The sequence below is a fragment of the Bacillus sp. EU52 genome (genome assembly GCF_037964975.1).
Classification (GTDB): Bacteria; Bacillota; Bacilli; order Bacillales; family Bacillaceae; genus Bacillus; species Bacillus subtilis.
In genome coordinates this window covers 347,795-369,352 of record NZ_CP150177.1, presented here as the reverse complement: position 1 = coordinate 369,352, position 21,558 = coordinate 347,795, and the positions used below count along the sequence as shown (strand labels likewise).

The 21,558-nt window shown below is 45.1% G+C and carries 20 protein-coding genes and 1 pseudogene; 11 read left to right on the top strand and 10 right to left on the bottom strand.

From position 1 onward, the window contains the following. Window positions 1-544: 544 nt before the first annotated feature. Window positions 545-907 (bottom strand): transcriptional activator HxlR, encoded by a 363-nt coding sequence (gene hxlR, locus NSU05_RS01980; protein WP_003246265.1) that lies wholly within the window; start codon window positions 905-907, stop codon window positions 545-547. Between the two features lie 233 nt (window positions 908-1,140). Here hxlR and hxlA point away from each other — a divergent pair, with 233 nt between their 5' ends. From hxlA to nin, 5 genes are all read left to right on the top strand, one after another. After that, on the top strand, window positions 1,141-1,773 hold the full coding sequence (hxlA, locus tag NSU05_RS01975; protein ID WP_003246452.1) for a 3-hexulose-6-phosphate synthase: 633 nt from the start codon (window positions 1,141-1,143) through the stop codon (window positions 1,771-1,773). Window positions 1,774-1,778: 5 nt separating this feature from the next. Continuing rightward, entirely contained in the window at window positions 1,779-2,336 is a 558-nt protein-coding gene (hxlB, locus tag NSU05_RS01970) for a 6-phospho-3-hexuloisomerase (RefSeq protein WP_038428343.1), read from the top strand. 110 nt (window positions 2,337-2,446) lie between these two features. Then, window positions 2,447-4,168 carry a methyl-accepting chemotaxis protein TlpC gene (tlpC, locus tag NSU05_RS01965; protein WP_038428342.1) on the top strand — a complete coding sequence of 574 codons (1,722 nt, stop codon included), beginning with the start codon at window positions 2,447-2,449 and terminating at the stop codon, window positions 4,166-4,168. 167 nt (window positions 4,169-4,335) lie between these two features. Then, complete coding sequence (gene nucA / locus NSU05_RS01960; RefSeq protein WP_017696127.1) at window positions 4,336-4,785, top strand: DNA-entry nuclease; 450 nt, start codon at window positions 4,336-4,338, stop codon at window positions 4,783-4,785. Window positions 4,786-4,811: 26 nt separating this feature from the next. Beyond that, window positions 4,812-5,210: a DNA-entry nuclease inhibitor gene (gene nin / locus NSU05_RS01955; RefSeq protein WP_017696126.1), complete on the top strand. Its 399-nt coding sequence runs from the start codon at window positions 4,812-4,814 to the stop codon at window positions 5,208-5,210. A 36-nt stretch (window positions 5,211-5,246) separates the two neighbouring features. On the opposite strand, the gene bglC is transcribed toward nin, so the two are convergent. From bglC to NSU05_RS01935, 4 genes are all read right to left on the bottom strand, one after another. After that, a complete protein-coding gene (gene bglC, locus NSU05_RS01950; protein WP_038428341.1) occupies window positions 5,247-6,680 on the bottom strand; it encodes a 6-phospho-beta-glucosidase in 1,434 nt (477 codons plus the stop codon). Window positions 6,681-6,831: 151 nt separating this feature from the next. After that, complete coding sequence (locus tag NSU05_RS01945; RefSeq protein ID WP_015252849.1) at window positions 6,832-7,164, bottom strand: YckD family protein; 333 nt, start codon at window positions 7,162-7,164, stop codon at window positions 6,832-6,834. An 81-nt stretch (window positions 7,165-7,245) separates the two neighbouring features. Continuing rightward, window positions 7,246-7,701, bottom strand: a complete 456-nt coding sequence (locus tag NSU05_RS01940) for an RDD family protein (RefSeq protein WP_038428340.1) — start codon at window positions 7,699-7,701, stop codon at window positions 7,246-7,248. A gap of 18 nt (window positions 7,702-7,719) precedes the next feature. Further along, window positions 7,720-7,917, bottom strand: a complete 198-nt coding sequence (locus tag NSU05_RS01935) for a hypothetical protein (RefSeq protein WP_119122841.1) — start codon at window positions 7,915-7,917, stop codon at window positions 7,720-7,722. Window positions 7,918-8,078: 161 nt separating this feature from the next. On the opposite strand from NSU05_RS01935, the gene NSU05_RS01930 reads away from it, so the two are divergent. Together NSU05_RS01930 and NSU05_RS01925 are read left to right on the top strand one after the other, a co-directional pair. Then, window positions 8,079-8,942 (top strand): transporter substrate-binding domain-containing protein, encoded by an 864-nt coding sequence (locus tag NSU05_RS01930; RefSeq protein ID WP_029727074.1) that lies wholly within the window; start codon window positions 8,079-8,081, stop codon window positions 8,940-8,942. A 9-nt stretch (window positions 8,943-8,951) separates the two neighbouring features. Then, window positions 8,952-9,632, top strand: coding sequence for an amino acid ABC transporter permease (locus NSU05_RS01925; protein WP_003234624.1), 681 nt, complete (start codon window positions 8,952-8,954; stop codon window positions 9,630-9,632). 48 nt (window positions 9,633-9,680) lie between these two features. On the opposite strand, the gene zinU is transcribed toward NSU05_RS01925, so the two are convergent. The 5 genes and pseudogenes from zinU to NSU05_RS01900 form a co-directional block, all read right to left on the bottom strand. Further along, window positions 9,681-10,874, bottom strand: a complete 1,194-nt coding sequence (zinU, locus tag NSU05_RS01920) for a zinc metallochaperone ZinU (protein WP_003234625.1) — start codon at window positions 10,872-10,874, stop codon at window positions 9,681-9,683. Between the two features lie 27 nt (window positions 10,875-10,901). Next, window positions 10,902-11,087: pseudogene (locus NSU05_RS01915) on the bottom strand (hypothetical protein). Window positions 11,088-11,182: 95 nt separating this feature from the next. Continuing rightward, window positions 11,183-11,767 (bottom strand): L,D-transpeptidase, encoded by a 585-nt coding sequence (locus NSU05_RS01910; RefSeq protein WP_038428339.1) that lies wholly within the window; start codon window positions 11,765-11,767, stop codon window positions 11,183-11,185. Continuing rightward, window positions 11,764-12,678 carry a GTP cyclohydrolase FolE2 gene (gene folE2, locus NSU05_RS01905; protein ID WP_038428338.1) on the bottom strand — a complete coding sequence of 305 codons (915 nt, stop codon included), beginning with the start codon at window positions 12,676-12,678 and terminating at the stop codon, window positions 11,764-11,766. Before folE2 ends, NSU05_RS01910 begins: the two co-directional genes overlap by 4 nt. Window positions 12,679-12,794: 116 nt before the next feature. Beyond that, complete coding sequence (locus NSU05_RS01900) at window positions 12,795-14,000, bottom strand: nitrate/nitrite transporter (protein ID WP_038428337.1); 1,206 nt, start codon at window positions 13,998-14,000, stop codon at window positions 12,795-12,797. Between the two features lie 179 nt (window positions 14,001-14,179). On the opposite strand from NSU05_RS01900, the gene nasB reads away from it, so the two are divergent. The 4 genes from nasB (at window position 14,180) to nirD (ending at window position 21,524) form a co-directional block, all read left to right on the top strand. Continuing rightward, entirely contained in the window at window positions 14,180-16,495 is a 2,316-nt protein-coding gene (gene nasB / locus NSU05_RS01895; RefSeq protein WP_038428336.1) for an assimilatory nitrate reductase electron transfer subunit NasB, read from the top strand. A gap of 6 nt (window positions 16,496-16,501) precedes the next feature. Next, complete coding sequence (gene nasC, locus NSU05_RS01890; RefSeq protein WP_339204390.1) at window positions 16,502-18,634, top strand: assimilatory nitrate reductase catalytic subunit; 2,133 nt, start codon at window positions 16,502-16,504, stop codon at window positions 18,632-18,634. A 120-nt stretch (window positions 18,635-18,754) separates the two neighbouring features. Further along, on the top strand, window positions 18,755-21,172 hold the full coding sequence (nasD, locus tag NSU05_RS01885; protein WP_038428334.1) for an NADPH-nitrite reductase: 2,418 nt from the start codon (window positions 18,755-18,757) through the stop codon (window positions 21,170-21,172). Window positions 21,173-21,203: 31 nt separating this feature from the next. Beyond that, on the top strand, window positions 21,204-21,524 hold the full coding sequence (gene nirD, locus NSU05_RS01880) for a nitrite reductase small subunit NirD (RefSeq protein ID WP_003246252.1): 321 nt from the start codon (window positions 21,204-21,206) through the stop codon (window positions 21,522-21,524). Window positions 21,525-21,558: the final 34 nt, after the last annotated feature.

Below are 21,558 nucleotides of genomic sequence, written 5' to 3'. Positions count from 1 at the left end.
AGTGAACATGTGCAACGCATTTTCTCTTTCTTATCCATATCAGCTTTTAATTCTTATGAACTAACAGCCGAAATAGCCCAAAGTACTACACTTAAAAAGCAGTGCTTCCAATCAAAAAACAGATGGCCGCTATTAAAGCAGGCTGCCGTCAGTCAGCATTGCGGCGTTTAACATAAGCGGATAAAGACCGCAAGATCCCCTATCCTAACAGGAAACAATTTTGGCTATTTATTCATTGTTTTCAATATTTTTTATCTTACTACCGTTCACTTTAAATGAAAAAAATGTTTTTATCACCGAAAAATGGGTGAAAAGTTTCATGCGGGATGCCGAAAGATTCCAGTTTATTTACAGGGATATTTTTGCGGGATGCCGCAATCATTTCCACTAAACATTATTTACAGAAAAATAAAAATTTTTAAACCAAACTGCTGCGTTCAATCTTTTTTTATTGCTGAATGCAATTTACAATCTTTACATGACTATGTGTACCGCGCAAAAACCGAAAAAAAGGCAAAAAAAAGACACCCTTGCGAAGAGCGTCTTACAACGATTCTTTCATGACATTTTTGTCGATATCAATCAATTCCATATAGCCTTTCCCCCACTCATACATGGCTTCAAGAATAGGCATGAGGCTTTCTCCGTGCGGGGTCAGAGAATATTCAACCTTCGGCGGGACAACTGGATACACTTCCCTGTGAACAATCATATCCTGCTCAAGCTCTCTCAGCTGATTCACGAGGATCTTCTGCGTAATATCAGGAATCAATGTTTTTAATTCATTGAACCGTTTTGTGCCTTCTTTTCCTAAATGCCATAAAATGAGCATTTTCCATTTACCGCCAATCACTGCAAGCGTTAATTCCTTCTCACAATTAAACCTTTTGTCGTCCATCCGGCTCAATAGAATCCCCCCCCTTAGTAACCTTTTTGTATGTTAGATACGTATCATCACTTACTTACTTTTTTGCAGACTCTTTTTTCATTATACTCACTCATAAAATCAAGCGAAAGAAATCTGATTGTCTCTCCTCACAGTATCCTCCAAGTAACTTGTTGACTTCAAAGTGCCTACTTCTCAACAAAAGAAGGAACCTATAGAATGAACAATAATTCGAAAAAGGGAGTGGATCAACAATGGAATTACAGCTTGCATTAGACCTCGTCAACATCCCGGAAGCCATTGAGCTTGTCAAAGAGGTAGAACAATACATCGACGTAGTTGAAATCGGAACACCGGTCGTCATCAATGAAGGCCTAAGAGCCGTTAAAGAAATAAAAGAAGCATTTCCTCAATTGAAGGTTCTTGCAGACCTGAAAATCATGGATGCCGGAGGCTACGAAATTATGAAAGCGTCGGAAGCAGGCGCTGACATCATCACCGTTTTAGGGGCTACAGACGATGCAACGATTAAAGGCGCAGTAGAAGAAGCCAAAAAACAAAAGAAGAAAATCTTAGTGGACATGATTAACGTGAAAGATATCGAATCCCGTGCGAAAGAAATTGACGCACTCGGTGTTGACTACATCTGCGTCCACACTGGCTATGATCTTCAAGCAGAGGGCAAAAACTCTTTCGAAGAATTAACGACAATCAAAAATACCGTAAAAAACGCAAAAACCGCAATCGCGGGCGGCATCAAACTTGATACACTGCCAGAAGTGATCCAGCAAAAGCCTGACCTTGTCATTGTCGGGGGCGGAATTACAAGCGCAGCTGATAAGGCGGAAACAGCTTCAAAAATGAAGCAGCTGATTGTCCAAGGATAACTCCGATGAAAACGACTGAATACGTAGCGGAAATTCTCAATGAGTTACACCGTTCAGCAGCTTATATTTCTAATGAAGAGGCTGACCAGCTTGCCGATCACATTCTTTCATCCCACAAAATTTTCACCGCGGGTGCGGGGCGGTCTGGCCTGATGGCAAAATCCTTCGCGATGAGATTGATGCACATGGGCTTTAACGCCCATATAGTAGGTGAGATTCTCACTCCGCCGCTCGCCGAAGGAGATCTAGTTATTATCGGCTCAGGATCAGGCGAGACAAAGAGCTTGATTCATACCGCAGCAAAAGCAAAAAGCTTACACGGAATTGTTGCCGCTTTAACCATCAATCCGGAATCAAGCATCGGAAAACAAGCGGACCTCATCATCAGAATGCCTGGTTCCCCTAAAGACCAGTCTAACGGAAGCTATAAAACCATTCAGCCAATGGGATCATTATTTGAACAAACTTTGCTGCTCTTCTATGATGCAGTGATTTTAAAACTCATGGAGAAAAAAGGACTCGATTCTGAAACTATGTTCACTCACCACGCAAACCTTGAATAGCATCACACAACCGGCCTGAAGATCAGGCCGGTTTTATTTTTTCTAAAATAAAACTTTAAACCCGAAAACCCGATAAGTAATATGACCTACAAATCGTAAAGGGAGGAATTATGTTGATAAAACGATTTAAGATGAAGCTAGGAACTAAAATTCTTTGCCTCGTTTTCGTGGTGATTCTTTTGTTTTCGGCATCAGTTGGCACTGTGATGCTTAAGGAAATTACAGAAAACATGAAACAAATGGCAACTGAAAAAGCGAAAGGTGATCTTGCTTTAAGCAGCACTTATATTGATGATGTCATGTCAGGCGACTGGCAGGTGAAAAACAATAAGCTCTATAAAGGGCAAACACAAATCAATGGAAATGAAGATATTGTTGATCTGCTTGGTGAAAAGACAGGTGATACCATTACCATTTTCCAAGGCGATACTCGTGTTGCAACCAATGTCATGAAGAATGGCGAAAGAGCTGTCGGCACCCAGGCTTCTTCTGAAGTTATTGCCGCTGTTTTAAAGAAAGGAAAGCGTTTTTACGGACAAGCAGATGTAGCAGGTTCTTCTTATCAAACTGCATACATGCCGTTAAAAGATCAAAATGGGAACATCATCGGCATGCTGTATACCGGAGCTAATCAAAGTATTTTAGCATCACTTACACAATCACTTTTCACTCAATTCGCTATCGTTCTTGTTATCGTCATTATGGTATCAGTCATCCTTGTCTTGGTTTTCACCAGAAAAATCAACAAGCGGCTGAACGCTTTAAAAAGCGCCTTTGAAAGTGCCGGAAACGGAGATATGACAATAGAGGTGTCAGACAAAACCGGTGACGAGCTTTCAGAACTAAGCGTCTATTATAATAAGATGAGAATGAAGCTGAACGATACCATACAAACCGTACAACAATCAGCCCTTCAGCTTGCGTCAGCCTCTCAGCAGCTCTCAGCCGGAGCAGAGGAAACAAATCAAGCTTCAGAAAAAATCACAGAAGCTGTACAGCAGATTGCAAATGGAGCCCAAGATCAGATCACCCGAATTGAAAACAGTGAAAGCTCATTAAAACAAGCTTCAGCAGACATCCGGGATATTTCTGCAAATACTGCCGCTATCGCTGACAAAGGGCAGCTCGCGCAATCAAAAGCAGACATTGGACAAAAGGAAATTGCAAATGTACAGGCGCAAATGGATGCGATTCACCAGTCAATTCAGAAAAGCGGAGAAATCATACACCAGTTAGACGGCCGCTCTAAACAAATTGAGCAAATTTTATCGGTCATCACCCAAATTGCCGATCAGACAAACCTGCTTGCGCTGAATGCAGCGATTGAAGCTGCCAGAGCCGGTGAACAAGGAAAAGGCTTTGCTGTTGTTGCTGATGAAGTACGGAAATTAGCAGAAGAGTCTCAACAGTCTGCGGGGCAGATTTCAAAACTGATCATAGAAATACAAAAGGATATGAACCGGTCTGCAAGATCTGTTGAGCATGTGAAAACAGAAGCTGCAGAAGGAGTCACCATGATCCAGCGCACCAGAGATGCATTTAAGGAAATTGCAGCTGCAACAGGTGAAATCAGCGCCGAGATTAGTGATTTATCAGCATCTGTAACAAACATTTCAGCCAGTGCACATCAAATAAATGATTCCTTTGCAGCCAATACGGCCGACATTAAAGAATCTACTAAAAATACCCGGCAAGCGGCTGCATTAACAGAGGAGCAATTTGCTGCAATGGAGGAGATTACCGCAGCTTCTGAAACACTTTCTCAATTAGCTGAGGAGCTTACCGGTATCATAAGCCAATTTAAAATGATTAATCAAGCCGAAAACGGCTGATGACTTACTATCATTATTGTAAATTGGCAATCGTATTTTGCTGAAAACAAATATTTCGACCTGCTAAAATTACGATTTTTGCAATAAACTGAGCGTAAAACATAAAATTTAAATCTTTACACCAAATGCTTTCTGGATTACTCTTGTGTCAGTTTTAAAAGCGGGAGGTGAACATCACGACGGACATCATAAAAACGATACTTCTCGTCATCGTCATCATAGCAGCTGCAGCTGCCGGCCTGATAAAAGGAGACTTTTTCTCAGCTGATCAAAAAACGTCTCAAACGAAAGAATATGATGAAACAATCGCCTTCCCATCTGACCGATATCCCGAAACGGCCAAGCATATTAAGGATGCGATAAATGAGGGGCACTCAGAGGTGTGCACTATCGACAGAGACGGAGCTGAGGAACGCCGCGAGCAATCATTAAAGGACGTACCTTCCAAAAAGGGGTATGACAGAGATGAATGGCCAATGGCCATGTGCAAAGAAGGCGGTGAGGGAGCTTCTGTAGAATACATTTCTCCCGCTGACAACCGCGGAGCAGGCTCTTGGGTCGGGCATCAGCTTACCGATTACCCAGACGGCACAAAGGTTTTATTCACAATTCAGTAAACAGTACATAGAGGAGGAACAGCACATTGATCAAATCATGGAAGCCGCAAGAACTTTCGATTTCATATCACCAATTTACTGTATTTCAAAAGGATTCTACACCTCCTGTAATGGATTGGACTGACGAAGCGATTGAAAAAGGATATGCTGCGGCAGACGGAGCCATTTCCTTTGAGGCACAGCGAAATACAAAGGCCTTTATTCTTTTGCGCCTGAACAGTTCAGAAACAGTAAGCTCGTATGAAAAAAAAGTGACTGTTCCTTTTCATATCACAGAAAACGGAATTCATATTGAAAGCATCATGTCTAAAAGACTATCCTTTGATCTGCCTAAAGGAGACTATCAATTGACATGCTGGACTGTGCCGGCTGAAATGTCAGATTTGCACGCCGACACTTATATTATTGATGCTGTTTCTGTGTAATGAAAAACCCCTGAGAGAATAACTCTCAGGGACTCTTTATAAACTTTCTCCGTTCGTCTTGATGACATCTTGATACCAATAAAAGCTTTTTTTCTTCAAGCGTTTTAAATCGTATGTGCTTTCTTCATCACGATTGACATATACAAATCCGTATCTTTTTTGGTAGCCGTTCAGCCAGCTTAACAAATCAGTAAACGACCAGCTGCAATAGCCGATTAAATCGACACCGTCACTGATGGCTTGTCTGCATTGCTCAAGATGCGAACGTAAATAATCAATTCGATAATCATCCTGTACAGAGCCGTCCTCAACTTTATCAAATTCACCCAAACCGTTCTCTGTTATAAACACTGGAAGCTGATAGCGGCTTGTAATTCGGCGAAGACCGATACGCAGCCCAATTGGGTCAATTGTCCAATCCCAGTTGCTCGTTGTCAGATACGGATTTTTTTTCGTTTTGAACACTCCGGGTATCCCCGTCTCCTGATTGGTTCCCTTTTGGCCTGTCGTATTCATTTTCCCTTCAGACACACCATCAAGCGGATTTCGTTCATAGGTGATCGTCTGATAATAATTGACACCTACAAAATCAGGCTTCCCTTTGGCAAGCAGCTCCATATCTCCTGCTTCGATTGTCGGCGCCCATCCCTGTTTTTCCAAGTAGCGGAATGGAATTTGTGGGTAGGTTCCCCAGCAATACATGTCAAGCCACCAATTGTTCATAAATTCTTCGGCGTTTTCAAATGCCAGTATATCCTCTGGATGGCTTGATAAAGGGTAAGCCGGAGAATAAGCAAAGCTAGGACCTATTTTGCCTTCAGGCACATATTCTCTAAATGATTCGATGGCTTTTGCATTAGCCAGAAACGCAATATGATTTGCTTCGTAAAATCGTTTTCTGTCTTTCACTCCAGGCGGATGCATGGCTGTAATAAATCCGTGATTAAAATTGTAGTTCTGTTCGTTTAACGTAACCCAATATTTCACCCTGTCTCCAAAACGTTTATAAAGAGTAATACAGTAGTGATTAAAATCCTCTATGATGTTTCTGGATTCAAACCCGCCGTATTCGTCCATAAGCGCTTGAGGCAAATCCCAGTGATATAAAGTCAGAACCGGCTCGATGTGATGAGAAAGCAATTCATCAATCAGACTATCGTAAAACGCTAGACCTGCTTCATTGATCTCTCCTTTTCCTTTTGGAAAAACCCGTGGCCAGCTGACGGAAAATCGATATGCTTTTAACCCCATCTCAGCCATCAGAGCGACATCTTCTTTAAATCGGTGATAATGGTCAACCGCAATCTCGCCATTGGTTCCTTTAAACGTTTTGCCCGGTATTTTCGTAAACACATCCCAAACAGAAGGGCCTTTGCCATCTTCATTCCAAGCGCCTTCAATCTGGTACGCTGCAGAAGCAGAGCCCCACAAAAAATGTTTCGGAAAAGATTCTGGATGCTGGTGGATCAGTGTTTATCACTCCTGAATCATTTGATAAACCTATCATAGGCTATGAAACGCGTTTCATATCAACTCGATGTTAGTCGCGGAACAGCTCAGCTAATATTGCCTACCTGTAAATAACGCAAAAGCACCCAATTCCCATTGGATGCTTAAAATCTTAATGTCTTTTTTCAAATTTATGCGGATGAGGATGGTGCTTTGGAACAAAGCCGTTTTGTTTCATCATTTCAAAGTGTTTGTCCAAGTGATTTTTGATGTGTTCTCCTCTTTCTTTAGGCAGGATACCGTATTGTACATACTTTGAGATCACGTCTTTGCGCTTTTTAAGAATCTCTGCTTCCAGTTGTTCAATCTCTTTCTTTTGCTGATCTGTCAGTGTAACATTTGCGGGAGGCTGCTGCTGTTTTTCAGCGGCCTCAGCTGTACCGGTCAGAGAAATGACAGCCGCTGCAATGAACATTGTGATAATGTTGATGGTTATTCGTTTCATCCAGTTTATTCCTCCAATCCTATTTTTCATATGTTTTGCTGCCTTGTATTTTTTATGCATAAAAATAAAAAGAGCGATCCATTATTCGCTCTTTCTAATCTCTTCGTCAGCATTAAGTTCCTCTTCACCTGGTGTCGCATAAGTGACAGACGTTCCTGCGATTAAAGTATGCAGGGTCCGTTTGTCTTCTCGTACGGCAATCAGAATCAGGCTGGCGATCAAGCCGAGTCCGAAGGTTATACCGTAAACCAGGCCGGCTACAATAACTCGTAAAAACATTGTTAACAGGCTGACTTGTGATCCGTCTTTTTTTACGATTCTGATTCCGCAGATCCTTTTTCCGATAAGATAACCGCGCCAAAACACCGGCAGCAAAATAGAATACAGCAGAACAACCAAACTGATGAACATGCTGTCGTTTGGGTCTTTTCCTGTAATCAGCCAATAGATCAGCAAAAGCGGCACGGAGACTATAATGTAGTCTAACAATGCAGCTCCAAGTCTGATCCAAAATCCGGCTGGTTTGTAAATATTCATTTGACTCCCCATTATGGTTTAAATGTTTCCATTTTCTTTCTCATCGAATATATCATATGCCTTAGGGGCATCAGCAAGACTTAAATTTATTCTGAAGATCGGTTTCATGCCTCTTGACCATTTCTTCCGGTATTGGCATAGATGAGTGACGGGTCTGCTGCATCCTTCACTTTCACATGCGTTTCCTTGGTACGTCTGGCATTCATCCTTGGACAATTCCTTTTTTCATCACCTCTTCCCTTCATAGACGCTTTTAAACACCCACCCATGCTTTTTGTATACACAATTCGAACTTTTTGAAAACGCGATCAACATATTGCAACCCCTTATGTTCAATGCTATCTTTTTAGTTGATTAACAGATTGGGGGAAATATAGGTGAAATCATTCAAGCAATCCAAAGCCGTTATATTCAGTTTCACAATGGCTTTCTTTCTTATATTGGCAGCCTGTTCCGGCAAAAATGAAGCCGATTCCAAGGATACAGGCTGGGAGCAAATCAAGGACAAAGGGAAAATCGTAGTCGCTACATCAGGTACGCTTTATCCCACTTCTTATCATGATACCGACTCTGGCTCCGATAAGCTGACGGGCTACGAGGTTGAAGTCGTTCGTGAAGCGGCAAAACGATTGGGGCTGAAGGTTGAGTTCAAGGAGATGGGCATTGACGGGATGCTGACAGCGGTGAACAGCGGACAGGTTGACGCAGCCGCAAATGACATCGATGTGACGAAGGACCGCGAGAAGAAGTTCGCATTTTCCACTCCATATAAATATTCATACGGCACGGCAATTGTCCGAAAAGACGATTTATCAGGGATTAAAACGCTCAAGGATTTAAAAGGGAAGAAAGCGGCTGGCGCGGCTACAACCGTCTACATGGAGGTCGCGAGAAAATACGGCGCCAAAGAAGTGATTTATGATAATGCGACGAATGAGCAATATTTAAAAGATGTTGCCAACGGACGCACTGACGTCATTTTAAACGACTATTACCTGCAGACACTTGCGCTCGCGGCATTCCCGGATCTCAACATAACAATTCATCCTGACATCAAGTACATGCCGAACAAACAGGCCCTTGTCATGAAAAAAAGCAATGCGGCACTTCAGAAAAAGATGAACGAAGCATTGAAAGAGATGAGCAAGGATGGCTCTTTGACTAAACTGTCGAAACAATTCTTCAATAAAGCAGATGTATCAAAAAAAATTGATGCCGACGTTCAGGACGTTGATTTGTAATTGGACGCCATGATCAATAGCATTCAGTGGGAATATATTTTCAACACGAAGCTGGCCATTGAATCGTTCCCTTATGTCATAAAAGGCATTGGGTATACACTGCTCATCTCTTTTGTAAGCATGTTTGCGGGAACTGTGATCGGCCTGTTCATATCACTCGCCAGAATGTCTAAGCTTGCTTTGTTAAGATGGCCGGCGAAGCTCTATATCTCATTTATGCGGGGCGTTCCGATTTTGGTGATTTTGTTTATCCTTTATTTCGGGTTTCCTTATATCGGCATTGAATTTTCCGCTGTCACGGCTGCTTTAATCGGCTTTAGCCTAAACAGCGCCGCCTACATTGCGGAAATTAACCGTTCAGCCATTTCATCCGTCGAAAAAGGACAGTGGGAAGCCGCATCCTCGCTGGGTCTTTCCTATTGGCAGACGATGAGGGGCATCATTTTGCCGCAATCGATACGTATTGCGCTGCCTCCGCTTGCCAATGTATTGCTCGACTTAATCAAGGCGTCATCTCTCGCTGCGATGATTACAGTGCCGGAATTGCTCCAGCATGCGAAAATCATCGGGGGCAGAGAGTTTGATTATATGACCATGTATATTCTGACCGCTCTCATTTATTGGGCCATCTGCTCCATTGCCGCGGTCTTTCAGAATATCCTTGAGAAAAAATACGCTCATTATGTTTAAACAAACGTTTCATTAAAAAAAGCCGCTCCCCAGGGGACGGCTTTTTTTCTATTGATTCAGCTTCCATTTAAACGGGTCCTCAAACAGCGACCAGTCGGAATCAAATTCATATTCAGTCAGCAGGCATTGATCAAGCTCTTTCGTAATCGTTTCTTCATCCAGGTCAGTTCCGATAAAAACTAGCTGTGTTAGGCGGTCGCCGAACTCCGGGTCCCACTCCTCCAGGATTTCCGGCTCCTGCTGCTTGACTTGCTCCTGCTCAAGCTTCGGCAGCGCCGCCACCCAATAAGATACAGGCTCAATCGTAACCGACGGACCTGCTTGCGACATCAGCAAAGCAAGGTTGTTATGAGATGCGCACCAGACGATTCCTTTGGCACGTACCACGTTCTTTGGCATTTGATCCAACCAACGGTAAAATCGTGTAGAATGAAACGGCAAACGTCTCTTATATACAAATGAAGAGATACCGTATTCTTCTGTTTCCGGGGTGTGTTCCGCATGGCCTGCCGTCAGCTCTTGAATCCAGCCGGCCGATCCGCTCGCTTCCTCGAAGTTAAATAACCCTGTATGCAAAATCTCCTGCGGTTTTACATTTCCTTTGACGGAACGAATGAACCTGGCTCTTGGCTGCAGTTTACGAAGAACGTTTTCAAGCTGTTCGAGCTCTTGCTCGCTGACCAAATCACATTTATTTAAGATCAGTACATCGCAAAACTCAATTTGATCGATCAAGAGGTCGGCGATTTCTCTTTCATCCTTTTCCCCCAATGCTTCTTTGCGGTCCAGAAGGCTTTCGCCTGACTGATAATCATGCCAAAAACGGTTGGCATCAACAACCGTCACCATCGTATCCAGCTGACAGAATTTTGTAAGATCGATTCCCATCTCTTCATCGATATAAGAGAAAGTCTGGGCCACCGGGATCGGTTCGCTGATTCCTGTCGATTCAATGACGATATAATCAAACCGTCCGTCTTTTGCCAGCTTCTCAACTTCAATTAATAAGTCTTCGCGAAGCGTGCAGCAAATGCAGCCGTTTGACATTTCCACAAGCTTTTCATCTGTTCTGGAAAGGCCCCCTTCCTGCTTAACCAAGCCCGCGTCAATGTTCACCTCGCTCATATCGTTTACGATAACCGCTATTTTCAAGCCTTCGCGATTTTGCAGAATGCTGTTCAGCAATGTTGTTTTTCCCGCACCTAGATAACCGCTCAGTACGGTAACCGGAATTTTTTTCATAATAATGCCTCCATTAAAATAGAATGATTACGATTTAAATTGTATACTTTGCCGTATGTACAATGGTGTAGAGCAGCTTTTCGCGCTCATTTCTCGCTGCCGCCCGATTTATAAATCAGTAAAGGCTCCAACCGCGTTTAATCCTTTTCCCCATCGCAAATCCCTGCCCTTGCCGACAGCAAGATCCTTAATCGATGCCTTTCCGCTTTTCACAGATGCACAGACAATGATAAGCCATTTATCATAAAACGTAATTGTTACGATTTAAATTGTATGGTCTTTTTTCCTTTTTGTCAACGGTTTTCAATTCAGCTGATCACCACTTTTGTATGTTCAGGGATATTTTCATATACCCATTTCGCATCTGGAATGGTCAGCCTGATACATCCGTGAGATGCTTTCGTTCCTAGTTTTTCTGCTTCCGTTTTGATGACTTTTTGATCCTTAGTCATTGGCACACTATGAAATAAAAATTCACCGTGATTTTTCCATGATACCCAGTATTCTGCGCCTTCCTGGTATCCTTCGGAGAAAAACCATTCTCCCCGTTCAGGCTCTACATAAAAGGTGCCCTTTGGCGTAGCATCATCTTTTGTTTGATCAAGACCAGAAGAGATCATCATTGTATAGATGGTGTTGCTTCCTTCCTTGATGTAAGCCTTCTGCTCCTTCACATTCACATCAATCCAGACATGCTTCTGTTTAATATCCGGGTATTCTCCGCCCGAAGGCTTCGTCCAATCAATGCTTGTTTTTGCTGTTTTTCGAACGTCCGTTATGTTTTCGACCGTTTTCTTTGTATTGATACTTGCGTGTTCTTCTGCATGATCGGAGCAGGCTGACAGCAGGCTGACTGGCATAAGAACTGCAATAATGAATAATGAGCGTTTCATATTTTATCCACTTCCTTCGAAAAACACAGCTTCGCATAGGCATCGTGGAGATGGATCGATTCTTCATTGCGGCATTCAATCTCAAAGGCTGACACCCATTCAAGCTCAAACAAATCTGCAGCAATCAGCCGGGCGAGATCCTCAACAAACCTCGGATTTTCATAGGCCGTTTCTGTCACGGCTTTTTCATCAGGCCGCTTCAATACCGGATGCAGTCTCGCAGAAGCATTTGATTCTGCGGCGTGAAGCAAATCAGCTTTAACATCACTTGGCAGCGATGCGGCCGGATGAATATCCGCCCAAATGCTGACCGTTCCCCTCTGATTATGGGCACTGTATTCGCTGATTTCCTTGGAGCAAGGGCACAGAGTCGTTACTTTTGCTGAGATGCCGGCACGCTGTTTAAACGGCTGATCTTTGCGATAGGTGACAGACATGAATATATCAGCATGCATCAAACCCGCTTTCTCAAGCTTCGGGCTTTTCCGTTCGAAAAACCACGGAAACCTCACTTCAACTGTGGCAGATGATATGTCCATGTTTTCTGCAAGCTCTTTCGTAAATTGCTGAAGAGAGGAAAATGAGAGAACCCAGCCATTTTGATGATAGACTTGCAGCAGCTCTGTTAACCGGCTCATGTTAATCCCCTTCTGATTTCTCGGCAAATTACAAGTCATTGTAAAGTTCGCAGCCGTTGTTTGCTCGGCAGGCATCATGGCAGAAGTGATTGTGACTGGATGGGACACATTAGCGACACCTACATGCTGAATATCAAAAAAATAATCCTTCCTGATATTTTGCAGGTCCTTCATTTTCTCTTTTTCCACTGGTTTCTCGCCTTTGATCGGACTGACCGATCCAAAGTATTGAAGACGCTCCTTTTTTTTCGGGAGCAGCGTATGTTGATTCATTCAGAAAACTCCTCTCACTAACAAATCGTAATAATTACTATTTATTTTGATCGGTTCACTGTTGAAAATCAAGAGAAAATAAAAAAGACACGCACAAACGCGTGTCCGTCAAAATCCTAAACATCCGCCGGGCTGCTTTCCGCGCTCCAGCTTTTCCGCCAGTAATAGCCTGCGGCAAGCACAAGTGCAAACGCCAGCAGCGCGATACAGGAAAACGTGATAAAACCGATAGCATATGTGCCTGTCATCTGTTTGAGAGATCCTAAGATGTTCGGCAGGAAAAACCCTCCGATTCCTCCGGCCGCACCGACGATTCCCGTCACCATGCCAATTTCTTTACGAAAACGCTGCGACACGAGCTGGAATACTGCACCGTTACCCATTCCGAGCCCCATCATTCCGACAAACAATAGAACAATAACCATTGAAAGAGATGGCAGGCTGCTGACTCCGGCCATACACAGTGCCACGATGACAAACAGTACAGAAAGAACTTTCGTGCCGCCGACACGATCCGAAATCAAGCCCCCGACAGGCCGGAAAAAGCTCCCCGCCGCCACACATAATGTAACGAAGTCCCCTGCGTGAATTTTTGACAGCTGGTATTGATCAACAAAGAAAATAGATAAAAAGCTTGAGAGCCCGACAAATCCGCCAAATGTGACGCTGTACAGCAGGCAGAAAAACCATGTTTCCTTTTGCCCGAACACATGCAGATAGCTTTTGAGCGGCTGCGGAGCCGGCTGTGCAGGAGAATCCTTTGCCATGGATACAAAAAGAATAAAGACGATCAATAATGGAATAAGCGCAATTCCCATGACAATGTGCCAGCCGAACTGCTCTGCCAGACGAGGGCCAAACAGGGTTGCAAACAACGTGCCGCTGTTCCCCGCTCCGGCAATCCCCATCGCAAGTCCCTGCAAATGAGGCGGATACCAGCGGCTGGCCATAGGCAGCGCTACAGCAAAGCTTGCCCCCGCCACGCCAAGCAGAATCCCGATGGCATACAGCTCAGTCAGGGAACGGCCGCCGAATGTCCCCCAAAGCAGCGGAATCATCGTCACCAGCATCCCGATCACTGCCGTTTTTTTCGGTCCGATTCTATCCGTTAAAATACCAAGAATGATACGAAACACTGATCCAGATAAAATCGGCACAGCTACGACAAGCCCTTTCTCAAAAGGAGACAGGCCAAAATCCTGAGAAATATAAACACCCAGCGCCCCAAGCATAACCCATATCATAAAACTGACATCAAAGTATAAAAAGGAACAGAGCAAAGTGAGTGGATGACCGCTAGTTTTCAGTTCCGACAGCTTCATAAGATTCCCCTTTCTAGACCCTCATTATTTTACATTTTCTGAATCAAGGATATAGGACCATTATTTTATGGAAAAGACATGTGTAAGTTTTTGTGACACGTTTAATGCGTTAACAGTGCATTGTGACATAATTTTTAATAGGAGAAAACTTACGAGCTTCGCCAAAGGAGGTCTGATACATGAAGAAACAAAGATTGGTGTTAGCGGGAAACGGCATGGCCGGAATCCGCTGTATTGAAGAAGTATTAAAGCTGAATCGCCACATGTTTGAGATTGTCATTTTCGGAAGCGAGCCGCATCCCAATTACAATCGCATTCTCTTATCCTCTGTATTGCAGGGTGAAGCGTCACTCGATGATATTACACTGAACAGCAAGGATTGGTACGACAAGCACGGGATCACGCTTTACACAGGCGAAACGGTTATTCAGATTGATACAGATCAGCAGCAGGTCATCACAGATCGGAAACGCACTCTGTCGTATGACAAATTAATAGTGGCAACAGGCTCCTCCCCTCATATTCTCCCTATCCCCGGGGCAGACAAAAAAGGTGTCTATGGATTTCGGACAATAGAAGACTGCCAAGCGCTGATGAACATGGCCCAGCACTTTCAAAAGGCTGCGGTAATCGGAGCCGGCTTATTAGGACTGGAAGCTGCAGTCGGTTTACAGCATCTCGGTATGAATGTCAGCGTCATTCACCACTCCGCCGGCATTATGCAAAAACAGCTCGATCAAACAGCGGCGCGGCTGCTGCAAACAGAGCTGGAACAAAAAGGCCTAACCTTTCTTTTGGAGAAAGACACCGTCTCCATTTCCGGCACCACGAAAGCAGACCGAATCCATTTTAAAGATGGCTCTTCATTAAAAGCAGACTTGATTGTGATGGCGGCCGGCGTCAAACCGAATATTGAATTGGCTGTATCTGCTGGAATCAAAGTGAACCGCGGGATCATCGTGAATGACTTCATGCAGACAAGCGAACCGAATATCTACGCCGTTGGTGAATGCGCTGAGCATAACGGAACGGTGTACGGATTGGTGGCTCCGCTTTATGAGCAGGGAAAAGTTCTCGCCAGTCATATTTGCGGCGTTCCATGTGAGGAATATCAAGGCTCAGCACCATCTTCGGCGTTAAAAATAGCTGGAATCGATGTGTGGTCAGCAGGAAAGATCCAAGAGGATGAACGCACGACGAGCATCAAAATCTACGACGAACAAGCAGGCGTTTATAAAAAAGCACTTTTTGTAGATGACAAACTGGCCGGCGTTATTTTATTCGGAGACACCCATGACAAGCAGCGGCTTCTCGACAGCCTGCTTAAACAACGAGACATCTCCATTGTCAAAAAGCAGATCATCGAACCGGAGACAAGCGGCCCTTTATTTGAATCCATGCCTTCCAGTGAAACGATTTGCCAATGCAACACAGTGACGAAAGGCGCGATTGAAGACGCGGTGTACACGAAAAGCTTAACAACTGTTGAGGAAGTCAAGCACTGCACCAAAGCCACTGGGTCCTGCGGAGGATGCAAACCGCTCGTTGAAGACCTTTTGAGATACATGACCAACAGCGAATATACGAAGCCCGCCGGCACACCTTCGTTTTGCAGCTGTACTGATTTTACAGAAGACGACATCATCGCTGAGCTTCAGCGCAGGCCATTCACTAATCCGGCAGAAGTGATGAACCAGCTTGGCTGGAAAACAAAAAACGGATGCAGTACTTGTGTTCCTGCGATTCAATACTATCTGGAAATGCTGTACCCTGGGTTTGTCCAGCCTGAGCCAGCCACTGAAGAGACATGCATCCTGATCCCGCAAATGTACGGCGGGCGGACAAACGCGGAGCAGCTAAGAACCATCGCCAACATCATTGAGGCATACAGCATTCCCGACGTATCCATCACTCACGGCCAAAGGCTGAAGCTTTCCGGGATCAAGCCTGCGGATCTCCCGAACATGAAAAAAGATCTGAAAATGCCCGTTTACACCAATGAACACCGACACACGCTGCAAAGCATCAAAGCATGTACATGCGGGCAAAATCGATCGATTCAGCAGCTGGCAGCCCAAATCGAAAGACAACTTGAGACGCTTCCCTTACCCGCTCCCATTTCTATCAGCTTATCATGTGAAACAGACTGCACCGATGCCGCCCTGCAAGATGTCGGCGCAATTCGGACACAAGCTGGCTGGGACATTCACATCGGCGGCGTCCGGGGAACTCATGCCCGTTCAGGAGCTTTGTTTTGCGTGACTGAGAACGAAGACAGCACTGCCGGCATGATCAAAGGACTGATCCAGTATTATCGGGAAACGGCTCATTACTTAGAAGCTGTTCATCAGTGGATAGACCGTCTCGGGATCGTTCATATCAGAGAAGTGCTATTCGAAGAAGACCTAAGGGCACAGCTGCTGGAAAGCCTCCAAACAGATCTGTCACTGATCCAAAACCCGACTGTAGAGACGGGCGCATATAAGAAAGGATGAGACATTTTGACTGAACGACTGCTTAGATATTTCCGAGATAAACAGCAAGACGTCCAATCAGAAAAAACATATGACACCCAATGCCCGTTTTGCAGCATGCAGTGCAAAATGCAGCTCGTGGAACAAACCATCGTCACGCGCAAAAAGTACACTGCGATCGGGATTAATAATCCTACAACACAGGGGCGGCTATGCATGAAGGGCATGAATGCTCACCAGCATGCCTTGAACTCCTCTCGCATCACCCGCCCTCTGCTGAAGAAAAACGGCGAGTTTATCCCTGTTTCCTGGGAAGAAGCATTGAATTACATTAAAGACCAAGTGACAATGATCCAAGCAGAACACGGCCATGACGCCATGGCGGTATACGGAAGCGCCTCGATTACAAATGAAGAGGCGTATTTGTTAGGGAAATTCGCACGGGTGGGCTTACAGACAAAATACATCGACTATAACGGGAGGCTTTGTATGTCCGCCGCAGCAACCGCAGCCAACCAAACATTCGGAGCCGATAGAGGCTTAACGAATCCCTTATCAGACATTCCCCACACCCGTGTGATCATTCTGGCCGGCACCAATATCGCGGAATGCCAGCCTACGATTATGCCGTATTTTGAAAAAGCGAAAGAAAACGGAGCTTACATCATTGCCATTGATCCGCGTGAAACAGCAACAACAAAAATCGCCGATCTTCATCTGAAAATCAAACCTGGCACAGACGCCGCCCTCGCCAACGCTCTCGTCAAAATCATCATTGACGAACAGCTTATAAACGAGGATTTCATTCAATCACGAACAAATGGATTCGAAGAGCTGAAGCAGCATACTGACTCGTTGGACCTGAATGACATCGCCGAACAGACGAGTGTCCCCCTGGCGGATATAAGAAAAGCGGCTGTAAAGTTTGCCAAGGAAACGTCCGGCATGCTGTTTACAGCCCGCGGGATTGAACAGCAAACCGATGGAACAGCGGCTGTGAAAGGCTTCTTAAACATGGTGCTGATCACAGGAAAAATCGGTACACCTTACTCAGGTTACGGGGCGATCACCGGACAAGGCAACGGGCAAGGTGCAAGAGAGCATGGCCAAAAAGCCGATCAGCTTCCGGGCTATCGATCTATTGAAAACGAACAACACCGGGCACATGTTGCGAAAGTGTGGGGAATCCATCAGGATGATCTGCCGCGAAAAGGTGTCTCAGCCTATGAAATGATGGAAAAAATCAATGACGGCGACATTAAAGGATTGTTCCTCATGTGCTCCAATCCTGCTGTCTCCAGTCCAAATGCGAATCTCGTGAAAAAGGCTTTACGTAAACTGACATTCTTTGTTGCAATCGATTTGTTTATTTCTGAGACTGCGAAATACGCAGATGTGATTTTACCCGCCTCCTCTTACTTAGAAGATGAAGGCACCATGACAAATGTAGAAGGACGCGTGACATTAAGAGAAGCAAGCCGGCCATGTCCCGGCGAAGCAAAGCATGATTGGCAGATCATTTGTGATCTCGCATCCGCTCTCGGCAAGGGCCGCTACTTTTCTTATACGTCAGCGGAGGATATTTTTAATGAATTGAGAGAAGCGAGCCGAGGCGGGATTGCCGATTATTCAGGCATCTCATACGGCAGGCTCAGACGTGAAGGCGGCATTCATTGGCCGTGTCCGGAATCTGATCATCCCGGAACTGGGCGCTTGTTTACAGAATCATTTGCTCATCCGGATCAAAAAGCGGCATTAAGTGTGATTCCAAACGAACCACCTGTTCCAAAAGAGAAGCCGACAGCCGATTATCCGCTTTATTTAACGACAGGCAGAGTCATGTCTCACTACTTAACAGGCGTCCAAACAAGAAAAAGCGCCGCCCTTGCCGCGAGACATTTTGAATCGTTTATGGAAATCCATCCGCAAACAGCAGCGACCTACAATATCGAGGACCGTGTACTGGTAAAAATAGAATCGCCGCGGGGAAGCATCACCGTCCGCAGCAAATTATCAGAACAAATCAGAAAAGATACTGTTTTTGTTCCCATCCATTGGGCAGACGCTCAAAATGTGAATGATTTAATCGGAGAAGCCTTAGATCCAGCCTGTAAAATGCCCGGTTTTAAGGTATGCGCCGTCCGAATCAGACCTATTTAAATTTTTCATAAAATTTTTAGAACTTTTCGTATATTTTGTTACATTTTATAACATGTATCTTAAATATTCCTTTTTGCTGTGCTACGCTGGAAAAAACATTGATAAGGAGCGGATCATCTGATGGGAAAAAAACAGCTAGTTCTTGTTGGTAATGGAATGGCCGGGGTAAGGGCCATTGAAGAGATACTGAGTGTTGCTAAAGACGAGTTTCAGATCACAATTTTCGGTGCCGAACCGCATCCCAATTACAACCGAATCCTTTTGTCAAAAGTGCTTCAAGGCGATACAGATATTAAAGATATTACGTTAAACGATTGGGACTGGTACGAAGAAAACAACATTCAATTGTATACAAATGAAACAGCCATCAAAGTGGACACGGAAAACAAAACAGTCATCACAGATGCAGACAGAATCCAGCCTTACGATGAATTGATCCTGGCGACAGGCTCGGTCCCTTTTATCCTTCCGATTCCGGGCGCAGACAAAAAAGGCGTCACAGCTTTCCGGGACATAAAAGATACAGACACAATGCTCGCCGCGTCAAAACAATATAAAAAAGCTGCCGTCATCGGCGGAGGACTTCTTGGTTTGGAAGCAGCTCGCGGACTGCTGAATCTTGGCATGGATGTGTCCGTCATCCACCTTGCCCCATTCCTGATGGAGCGCCAGCTTGATGCAACGGCAGGACGCCTGCTGCAAAACGAGTTAGAAAAACAAGGTATGACCTTTTTACTTGAAAAGCAAACAGAAGAAATTGTCGGTGACGACCGTGTCGAAGGCCTCCGATTCAAGGATGGCACAAGCATTGAAGCTGATTTAGTCGTCATGGCTGTCGGCATCCGCCCAAATACAACGCTCGGGGCCGAGAGCGGCATTCCGGTTAACCGCGGCATCATCGTCAACGATTATATGCAGACTGAAATCCCGCACATTTACGCGGTCGGCGAATGTGCCGAGCACCGAGGAATCGCCTACGGGCTTGTGGCGCCGCTGTATGAACAGGCAAAAGTGCTGGCAAAGCATATGTGCGGCATCGAAACAAAACCGTATGAGGGCTCCGTTCTCTCCACACAGTTAAAGGTATCAGGCGTCGAGGTCTTCTCTGCCGGTGACTTTAACGAATCAGAGGAGAAAAAAGCGATTAAAGTCTTCGATGAGCAGGACGGCATCTATAAAAAAATAGTCCTGAGAGGCAATCAAATTGTCGGTGCTGTTTTATTCGGCGACAGCAGCGAAGGCAATCGCCTGTTTTCTATGATTCAAAAAGAAGCCGATATCTCTGAAACCTCTAAAATATCAATCTTACAGCCCCTCAGCCAGGAAGCAGGCACAAGCATAACCGCAGCGATGAGCGACGATGAAATCATCTGCGGCTGTAACGGCGTGTCAAAAGGTGCGATTATTCAAGCCATACAGGAAAAGGGCTGCTCGTCAACGGACGAAATCAAAGCATGCACCGGCGCATCCCGCTCATGCGGAGGCTGTAAGCCGCTCGTAGAAGAAATCCTCCAGCATACGCTCGGATCAGACTTTGATGCGTCAGCGCAAAAAGAAGCCATTTGCGGCTGCACCACATTGTCGAGAGATGAAGTCGTAGAAGAAATCAAAGCCAAAGGGCTGTCACATACAAGAGAAGTCATGAATGTGCTCGGCTGGAAAACGCCAGAAGGCTGTTCTAAATGCCGACCCGCTCTGAACTACTACTTAGGCATGATCAATCCAACCAAATACGAGGATGACCGGACATCCCGCTTTGTTAATGAACGAATGCACGCCAATATTCAAAAAGACGGAACATACTCAGTCGTTCCTCGGATGTACGGCGGCGTGACCAACTCCACAGATTTGCGCAAGATCGCCGATGTCGTTGACAAATATGAGATCCCGCTCGTGAAAATGACAGGCGGCCAGCGAATTGATCTTATCGGCGTGAAAAAAGAAGACCTTCCGAAGGTATGGGAAGATCTTGATATGCCATCGGGCTACGCGTACGGAAAAACGCTCCGCACAGTGAAAACATGTGTAGGCGAGCAATTCTGCCGCTTCGGCACACAAGACTCCATGGCACTGGGCATTGCGCTTGAGAAAAAATTCGAAGGGCTGAACACGCCTCACAAAGTCAAAATGGCCGTGTCTGCCTGCCCGCGAAACTGTGCGGAATCCGGCATTAAGGACCTTGGCGTTGTTGGCATCGACGGAGGCTGGGAGCTTTATGTCGGCGGAAACGGCGGAACCCATTTGCGTGCCGGCGATTTGCTGATGAAGGTGAAAACAAATGAAGAAGTCTTAGAATACGCGGGCGCTTACCTGCAATATTACAGGGAAACCGCAAACTATCTGGAGCGTACGTCCGCATGGCTTGAGCGCGTCGGTTTATCCCATGTCCAATCCGTGTTAAACGATCCGGAAAAGCGGCAGGAGCTGAACGGCCGAATGAATGAAACACTCTCTGTCCACAAGGATCCGTGGAAAGACTTTTTAGAGGATAAACAAACCTCTAAAGAATTATTTGAAAATGTCGTGACCACATCATAATGACAAAAACTATCATTGAGGAGGAATGGACATGGTAAACAAAGACGTAACAAAAGTATGTATCGGAAAAATTGAAGAATTGCCTGAACAATTAGGCAAAACAGTGTATATTGAAGATAAGGAGCTCGCGGTTTTCAAGCTTTCAGACGGAAGCATCCGCGCCATTGAAAACCGCTGTCCGCATAAGGGCGGCGTCCTGGCAGAAGGCATCGTCAGCGGTCAATATGTTTTCTGCCCGATGCACGACTGGAAAATTTCCTTAGAAGACGGAATCGTCCAAGAACCTGACCACGGATGCGTCAAAACATATGAAACGCTGATCGAAGGAGAACATGTTTATCTCGTATATTGATCAAAAGACCGGATCACTTTTCTAGTGGTCCTTC